The sequence below is a fragment of the Oribacterium sp. FC2011 genome (assembly GCF_000701645.1).
Taxonomy (GTDB): Bacteria; Bacillota; Clostridia; order Lachnospirales; family Lachnospiraceae; genus Oribacterium.
Map to the genome: position 1 here is coordinate 315,293 of NZ_JNJM01000002.1, position 7,792 is coordinate 323,084.

6 protein-coding genes are annotated in these 7,792 nt (G+C 42.5%); all 6 read left to right on the forward strand.

Features of this window, described 5'->3' with window-relative positions:
* Positions 1-70 precede the first annotated feature (70 nt).
* Positions 71-1,120, forward strand: a complete 1,050-nt coding sequence (locus T357_RS0102790) for a sensor histidine kinase (protein WP_031548400.1) — start codon at positions 71-73, stop codon at positions 1,118-1,120.
* Positions 1,121-1,822 (forward strand): response regulator transcription factor, encoded by a 702-nt coding sequence (locus tag T357_RS0102795; RefSeq protein ID WP_031548402.1) that lies wholly within the window; start codon positions 1,121-1,123, stop codon positions 1,820-1,822. It abuts the gene before it with no gap.
* A 333-nt stretch (positions 1,823-2,155) separates the two neighbouring features.
* Entirely contained in the window at positions 2,156-4,798 is a 2,643-nt protein-coding gene (gene ppdK / locus T357_RS0102800) for a pyruvate, phosphate dikinase (protein ID WP_031548404.1), read from the forward strand.
* Positions 4,799-5,742: 944 nt separating this feature from the next.
* Positions 5,743-6,405, forward strand: coding sequence for a hypothetical protein (locus tag T357_RS19895; protein ID WP_049962229.1), 663 nt, complete (start codon positions 5,743-5,745; stop codon positions 6,403-6,405).
* Positions 6,406-6,548: 143 nt separating this feature from the next.
* Positions 6,549-7,313 carry a hypothetical protein gene (locus T357_RS21370; RefSeq protein ID WP_049962230.1) on the forward strand — a complete coding sequence of 255 codons (765 nt, stop codon included), beginning with the start codon at positions 6,549-6,551 and terminating at the stop codon, positions 7,311-7,313.
* A gap of 242 nt (positions 7,314-7,555) precedes the next feature.
* On the forward strand, positions 7,556-7,792 hold a 237-nt coding region (gene tnpA, locus T357_RS20760), incomplete at its 3' end, for an IS200/IS605 family transposase (protein ID WP_031548410.1).

Sequence of the window (7,792 nt, forward strand, 5' to 3'; positions counted from 1 at the left end):
GTTTTTTTCTATATAATAGTTATGTTATAATTAGGTTAGATTTATAAATTATTGGGTAGAGGAATACAGCATGAAACATGTCGGACTGATGGGACGGGTGGCAGTAAGCTTTTGCATAAGTACTATCCTTCCTCTGATACTCATGTATCTTATGTTCAGAGGTTATACCACCATGAGCATGAACGTGATGATACTAATAATTGCCGGACTCTTTTTTATATGCTGGATCTATATGGGTATCGTAAAACCCGTGGATGAACTGAAGGCGGCAGCCAAAAAGATAGAATCCGGAGATTTGGATTTCACCCTTGAAGCTGAGACCAATGATGAATTTGGCGAGCTGATGCAAGCCTTTGATGAGATGCGCATGAGGCTCAAGGAAACACAGGAAGAGAAGATACGTAATGACAATGCCAACCGCGAGCTGATCTCAAACATTGCCCATGATCTGAAAACGCCGCTTACTGCTATAAAAGGTTATTCGGAAGGTATCCTGGACGGTGTTGCTCAAAGTCAGGAGATGCAAAGGAAGTATATTCAGACCATAAATATAAAAGCTAATGATATGGACCGCCTTATTGATGAGTTAAGGTACTACGTTAAGGTCGAGTCCAATAAAATACCATATGATTTCCAACATATGCCGGTTCAGGATTATTTTCAGGATTGTGCTGATGAAATAGGGCTTGACATGGAATCCCAGGAGATCAAATTTACTTTTGAGAACAAAGTATCCAGGGACGTCGAAATGATAGCTGATCCTGAGCAGCTCAGAAAGGTCATCAACAATATCGTTTCAAATTCCGTGAAATATATGGATAAGGATGAGAAAAAGATCGAACTGATACTTGAAGATGCCGGGGATTTTATACAGGTAAGTCTGAGCGATAACGGAAAGGGAATAGCAAAGACGGATTTGCCATATATATTCCAGAGATTTTTCAGAGCAGACAGCTCCAGAAATTCCATGAAAGGTGGATCCGGTATAGGATTATCCATTGTCAAAAAGATAGTTGAAGATAGCGGGGGACGCATATGGGCGACTTCTGTTGAGGGAGAAGGTACCACCATAAATTTTGTTTTAAGGAAATATATCCGCAGTATGCAGGAGGTTATTTAAATGGATGATGATAAAAGAAAGATTCTCATAGTTGAAGATGAACAGTCCATTGCCGAACTGGAGAGAGATTACCTTGAGCTTTCCGGCTTCACGGTAACCATTACAAATGACGGAGATATCGGCCTTGAAAAGGCGCTTGGCGAAGAATTCGATCTCATTATTCTCGACCTTATGCTGCCGGGAAAAGATGGATTTGAAGTATGCAAAGAAGTCAGATCGGTTAAAGATATCCCCATAATCATCGTTTCCGCAAAAAAGGATGACATTGACAAGATACGTGGACTGGGGCTTGGTGCCGATGATTATATGACCAAGCCGTTTTCGGCATCAGAGCTTGTGGCCAGGGTCAAGGCGCATCTTGCAAGATATGAAAGACTTATAGGTAACGGAAAGGAAGGAAATGATCTCATCGAGATCCGTGGGCTTAAGATAGACCCTTCTGCAAGACGTGTATGGGTTGGCAATGAAGAAAAGACCTTTACCACTAAAGAGTTTGATCTTTTGTTTTTCCTTGCTTCACATCCCAATCATGTCTACACAAAGGCGGAGCTTTTTAAGGAAATATGGAAAATGGACTCAGTGGGAGACATTGCAACCGTAACAGTGCATATCAAAAAGATAAGGGAAAAGATCGAAATGGACTCCGCAAAACCTCAGTATATAGAAACCATATGGGGAGTAGGATACAGGTTTAAGGTGTAAACATTGCGCGTTAGTGTGATAAAAGTTCCGGATGATTTTATGTTTTCTGGTTTGTAATAATGAAAAAGCCTTAGAAATTCTTTGATTTTTCTTAGAATTTCCAAGGCTTGTTTTATTTATAGAAAATTAATACAAAATGTAACCGTTTTCATTCAAATGTTTTCTTTACTAAGAAAAATTAGTCGAGTATAATCTCAATGGTGGTTTTTCCGACTGTACGGGATAAATCAAGATAGCTTTTTGTAGAGGTTATCCTATACATACTGGCACTTAAAGGGTAACTCTTTATAAAAGACATATAAATACAAACAAGTAATATTAGGAGGATCAGTAATGGCTAAAAAATGGGTCTACACCTTCAAAGAAGGTAACATGTCCATGAGAAACTTACTTGGAGGTAAGGGTGCAAACCTTGCAGAGATGACAGAGATCGGACTTCCGGTTCCACAGGGTTTCACTATCACAACAGAGGCTTGTACTCAGTACTATGAGGATGGTCGTAAAATAAACGACGAAATCATGGGCCAGGCTATGGAAGGCGTAGCATGGATGGAGAAGGAGAACGGTAAGAAGTTTGGTGATCTCCAGAATCCTCTTTTAGTATCAGTTCGTTCAGGTGCTCGTGCATCTATGCCGGGTATGATGGATACAATCCTTAACCTTGGTCTTAATGACGAAGTAGTTGCAGCTATGATTAAGGGCAATCCTGATCCTGCATTCGAGCGTTTCGTATATGATTCATATCGTCGTTTCATCCAGATGTTCTCAGACGTTGTTATGGAAGTTGGTAAGAAGTATTTCGAGCAGCTTATCGACAAGATGAAAGAGCAGAAGGGTGTTAAGTTCGACGTTGACCTTACAGCAGCTGACCTTAAGGAGCTTGCAGAGCAGTTTAAGGCTGAGTACAAGAATCAGCTTGGCAAGGATTTCCCTTCAGATCCTGTAGAGCAGTTAAAGCTCGCTATCGAGGCTGTATTCCGTTCATGGGATAACCCACGTGCTAACGTATATCGTCGTGATAACGATATTCCTTATTCATGGGGAACAGCTGTAAACGTTATGCCGATGGTATTCGGTAACCTTAACAACCAGTCAGGTACAGGTGTTGCATTCACACGTGACCCGGCTACAGGTGAGAACAAGCTTATGGGTGAGTTCCTTATTAATGCTCAGGGCGAGGACGTAGTTGCCGGTGTTCGTACACCTATGCCTATCGCACAGATGGAGCAGGAGTTCCCTGAGGCTTATGCTGAGTTCATCAAGGTTTGTGAGACTCTTGAGAACCACTATCATGACATGCAGGATATGGAGTTCACTGTTGAGAACAAGAAGCTCTACATGCTCCAGTGCCGTAACGGTAAGAGAACAGCTCCTGCAGCTCTTAAGATCGCTTGTGATCTCGTTGATGAGGGACACAAGACACCTGAAGAGGCTGTTGCTATGATCGATCCTCGTAACCTTGATACACTTCTTCACCCTCAGTTCGATGCTGCTGCTCTTAAGGCTGCAACACCACTTGGAAAGGGACTTGGTGCTTCTCCGGGAGCTGCTTGCGGTAAGATCGTATTCACAGCTGATGATGCTGTAGAGTGGGCTGCAAGAGGAGAGAAGGTTGTACTTGTAAGACTTGAGACTTCACCTGAGGATATCACAGGTATGAAGGCCGCTCAGGGTATCCTTACAGTTCGTGGTGGTATGACATCACACGCTGCCGTTGTTGCCCGTGGTATGGGTGAGTGCTGCGTATCAGGATGTGGCGACATCGTTATGGATGAGGAGAACAAGAAGTTCACTCTCGGCGGCAAGGAGTTCCACGAGGGAGATTTCATTTCTATCGATGGTACAACAGGTAATATCTATGACGGACAGATCAAGACTGTAGATGCTCAGATCGCAGGCGAGTTCGGACGTATCATGGCTTGGGCTGATCAGTTCAGAAAGCTTAAGGTTCGTACAAATGCTGATACACCTGCTGACGCTAAGAAGGCCAGAGAGCTCGGTGCTGAGGGTATCGGTCTCTGCCGTACAGAGCACATGTTCTTTGAGGAGAGCAGAATTGCTGCATTCCGTGAGATGATCTGCTCAGATACAGAGGAAGAGAGAGAAGTTGCTCTTGATAAGATCCTTCCTTACCAGCAGGGAGATTTCAAGGCTCTTTATGAGGCTCTTGAGGGTTGCCCTGTAACAATCAGATTCCTTGATCCGCCTCTTCACGAGTTCGTTCCTACAGAGGCTGCTGATATCGAGAAGCTTGCAAAGGCTAAGAATAAGTCAGTAGAGGAAATCAGAAACATCTGCGAGTCACTCCACGAGTTCAACCCTATGATGGGTCACAGAGGATGCCGTCTCGCTGTTACATATCCTTCAATTGCAAAGATGCAGACAAAGGCTGTAATCCGTGCAGCTCTTGAGGTTCAGAAGGAGCATCCGGACTGGAACGTTAAGCCTGAGATTATGATCCCGCTTGTATGCGAGGTTAAGGAGCTTAAGTATGTTAAGGATATCGTTGTTGCTACAGCTGATGCTGAAATCGCAGCTGCAGGCGCTAAGCTCGAGTATGAGGTTGGTACAATGATCGAGATTCCTAGAGCAGCTCTTACTGCTGATGAGATCGCTAAGGAAGCTGATTTCTTCTGCTTCGGTACAAACGACCTTACTCAGATGACATATGGATTCTCTCGTGATGATGCAGGTAAGTTCCTTAATGCTTACTATGATGCAAAGATCTTCGAGGCTGATCCGTTTGCTAAGCTTGACCAGACTGGTGTTGGTAAGCTTATGGAGATGTCTCTCAAGCTTGGAAAGCCGGTTAACCCTAAGCTTCACGTAGGTATCTGCGGTGAGCACGGCGGCGATCCTTCATCTGTTGAGTTCTGCCACAAGATCGGTCTTGATTATGTATCATGTTCACCGTTCCGTGTACCTGTTGCACGTCTTGCTGCAGCTCAGGCTCAGATCAGCAATCCTAGAGATTAATTTAAAACGTTACGCGTTTTCGGCGCCGGGGTTTATGTCCCCGGCGCTTTTTGTGTTATCCGGACGAAAAAATGTGTCCTCATGTTAACGGAACATAGTGGCTACCGGACGAAAAAATTCGTCTTCATGCCAACGGCTCACGGCGTTGAAAGTACACTCCGAGAAAAATGTCCGACAGTGTCTGAACACTTACGTGTTCGCCACTGTCGGACATTTTTCTCTCCGTGTTCTTTCAAGCAGCAAGCCTAGTTGGCATTGAAGACGAATTTTTTCTGTGCTTCGAAAGATTAAATGAATTGGTTTATCTGACGTTGAGGACACATTTTTTCTGTGCTTCGAAAACCTGAACGAATTGGTTTATTTGACATTGAGTATTCACTGGGGACGGGAGATATGATGTGGTGATGGAGCCGAAGAACCCATCAGATGTAGCGGACATCATGGAGTTTAAGGTCCGTGATGAAAGACGTGGGGAGAAGACATTGGCAGAAACCGCGGACAATGCTCTGTGACAGATAAATGCCCGGAAGTATGATATGGATCTTCTTTCGAAAGGAATCCCGGAAGATCGTATCTATAAATACGGCTTTGCCTTCGAAGGGGAACAGCGCCTTATAAAAAAGGGGTGAGAGGCAAAGGTATAGTATGATTGATGAAGAAAAAGGCTGCTGCGCTGAGGGCGCAGCAGTCTTTTTCTTGGGCAGAACTGAAGTGATAAAAGAATTCCGCTTTTTTGATTATGAATTATAAAATCGGTGAAAAAAGCCTTGATTTTTGTCCGGGGGGGGGGTAAAATGGAAAAATGAGACAAATAATTCGTATACAATGTTTGAAGTGGGTTGGTTCATAGGTAGTAATAAGCAAATCGTAACAGATTGGATGAGGTATGATAGATGAACCGACTTCAGAGCAGCATTTACAATTAAAGAAGGAGAAATTCTGGTATGAAGAAATTAGTTTCAATGTTTACAGCAGTAGCAGTAACAGCAGTGATGTCTATTAGTGCTTATGCAGGTCAGTGGCAGTTTGACGGACCTGAAAGCTGGAAGTGGAAGTATGTAAACGATGATGGCAGCACAACTGTCAATGACTGGCAGCAGATAGATGGCAAGTGGTATCACTTTGATGCTGATAGCTACTTGGATATAGGTGGCTGGAGAGAAATTGGTCAGGATACTATGTATGGCAAAGAGTACCATTGGTACTATTTAGATGATTCCGGAGTGATGGCTGAAAGCGGTAATACTGATACAGGATACATCGGCGCTGACGGTGCTTTTACAACATACTATCGTAATACTACCGAGGCGTGGAGCGAAGATAATGAAAATGCATATTGGCTTCAGAAAATAGCGCAGTATGGATATAATAATGTCGTTGGTGTTCCTGCTTCTAAAGATGGGGAGGATTGTACATTGTTTTCGTTCCCATATGATAGTGAATCATGGAAAGCTCCTTTGGATGGACAGCATATAACTGCTATGGATTATATTGAGGTTGCAAAAGCATTGATCGGGCACACGGCTCCGTTTATGGAAACCTGGCATGGGAGCTGGTCTACAGATAATGATGCCGGAGTGATAAACTACTACGTTTATTCATATTAAGCATCTCGTGGATTAATAATCTGTTGGTATGAATGTTGCCGAATATATCGGAGTGACAGATAGCATTATATTTGTTTATCAGGAAACTGAGTAAGGTTTTTTTTGATTTTAAATAGAAAAGTTTCAAATGAGGAAATAATGATATGAAGATTAAAAGACTATTGATTATGATGTCTGCTATTACTTCTGTGATGTCTATCACAGCTTTTGCAAAGGGTTGGAACTGGCTTGATCCTAATCAGGATGGAGTTATGGAGTGCTATTATTTCAATGATGATGGAACCTATCTCACAAATACAACTACACCTGATGGTTACCTTGTGGACGAAAATGGAGCATGGATTAAGGATGGCGTTGTTCAGACAAAGGGATATGACTCCGGAGCTTTAAATCAGGCTGTAACAACTCAGGTGTTATCGATTAACCCTGGTTTTAAGACCAACAATAGTGCAAAAGTTGTAGATAATACATTTGGAGATGTTACTATTGCCGCTATTGGTGCAAATGGTAATGAAATAGAAAGATATCATGGCGCAGCCTTGTGGCAAGGTTTGGACAATAGAGACTATACTATATCTGAGTTTAAGAAGATTCTTGAGAATTCAGGTGCAACAAATATAAGTGATGAACCGGAAGTGATGTATGATGTATCTGTTGAAGCGTTTGGAGGATGGCAAAGTGGAGGAGATCTTAGTCGTTATTACCGCGCAGTTAAAGATGGATACAAAGGAACTATTCTTCGTAATGTAATTACTTTTACTCTCGGAGGGTATAATTTCACTTATCGAGGACCTGCTCAGGCAAAGCATAATGTATACGGTACGGTAAAAGTCGAGGGAATGGAAGGAGAATTTTCGGATTTTATATATACTATAAACCCTTATACTGTAGAGTGGAATGTTAATTGAGTATAGGTGATAATGATTGTTGGCAAACCCAGAAAAATGAGGCTCAGATGCCTCATTTTTTGTTGTAGGTCGTGACCACGTGCCGCGCGCTGCTTCAAGTTTTGCCGGCAGCAAAACGATCAAGCGCGTGGCACACAAAACCACCCGCTATGCGGGTGGGTGTTCAAGTTATACAAAATCACCGTATCCTCACTATAATAGTAGTGCTCAAGCCACTATACAGAAAGGACACGGTGATAAAAATGGCGAATAAAGAATACTCGCTCGCCCATACGAAATGGATGTGTAAATATCATATCGTATTTACACCAAAGTATAGACGAAAAATAATTTACAATCAATATAAGGAAGATTTGCGCGATATAATAAAGCACCTATGTAATTACAAAGGTGTAGAGATAATAGAGGGGCATCTGATGCCAGATCATATACATATGTTGGTGTCAATACCACCCAAATATAGTGTTTCATCATTCATG